The 1,163-nt window shown below is 71.4% G+C and carries 1 protein-coding gene and 1 pseudogene; both read left to right on the plus strand.

Annotation, left to right across the window (positions count from 1 at the left end):
* Positions 1–42: 42 nt before the first annotated feature.
* Positions 43–793 (plus strand): annotated as a pseudogene (locus tag OP86_RS39310) (acyltransferase domain-containing protein); the annotation flags it as partial.
* Positions 794–1,021: 228 nt separating this feature from the next.
* On the plus strand, positions 1,022–1,163 hold a 142-nt coding region (locus OP86_RS39315; protein WP_425337773.1), incomplete at its 3' end, for a hotdog family protein.

The raw sequence follows: 1,163 nt of genomic DNA on the forward strand, positions 1-1,163 counted from the left end.
CCCGTGTTCGTGTTCCCCGGCCAGGGGTCGCAGTGGATCGGCATGGGCGCCGAACTCCTCGACACCTCGCCCGTGTTCGCCGCCTCCATCGCCCGTTGCCAGACCGCACTCGCCCCGTACATCGACTGGTCGCTGACCGATGCCCTGCGCGGCACCCTCGACCTCGGGCGTGTCGACGTCGTCCAGCCCGCGCTGTTCGCCGTCATGGTCGCCCTCGCCGAGCTCTGGCAGTCCCTCGGCATCCAGCCCGCCGCCGTCATCGGCCACTCGCAGGGCGAGATCGCCGCCGCCACCGTCGCGGGAGCCCTCACCCTCGAAGACGGCGCCCGCATCGCCGCCCTGCGCAGCCAAGCCATCCTCGCCATCAGCGGCCAAGGCGGAATGGCCTCAATACCCCTCCCCCACAAGGAAACAGCCGAACTACTCGCCCCCTGGGACGGCCGACTCACCATCGCCGCCCACAACGGCCCCACCAGCACTGTCATCGCCGGTGACGACGACGCCGTCCAAGAGCTCCTCACCCACTGCGAGACCTCGCAGATCCGCGCCCGCCGCATCGACGTCGACTACGCCTCCCACACCCACCACGTCGAACAACTCCGCGACCACCTCGCCCAACAACTCGCCGGCATCACACCGCCAACCCGTCCGCTTCACCGACACCATCCGCGCCGCCCTCACCGACGGCCACCACGCCTACATCGAAATCAGCCCCCACCCCGTCCTCACCACAGCCATCCAGGACACCGCCGAAACCACCGACCACCCCGCCGTCACCACCGGCACCCTCCGCCGCAACGAAGGAACCTGGACCCGCCTCCTCACCTCGGCCGCCGAAACCTACGTCCACGGCGCCCCCGTCGACTGGACGGCCCTGCTCCCCACCGACCGGTCCCACCGGATCGAGCTGCCCACCTACCCCTTCCAGCGCGAACGCTTCTGGCTCGACGCCCCCGCACCCACCGGAGACGTCCGCGCCGCCGGCCTCACCGCCACCGGACACCCCCTCCTCAGCGCCCTGCTGCCCCTCGCCGACAACGACGAGCACGTCCTCACCGGCCACCTCTCCCTCACCACCCACCCCTGGCTCGCCGACCACGCCGTCTTCGGCACCGCCCTCCTCCCCGGCACCGCCCTCGTCGAACTCGCCCTCCACGCCGGCG

It is taken from the genome of Streptomyces novaecaesareae (assembly GCF_000716875.1).
GTDB classification, from domain to species: Bacteria; Actinomycetota; Actinomycetes; order Streptomycetales; family Streptomycetaceae; genus Kitasatospora; species Kitasatospora novaecaesareae.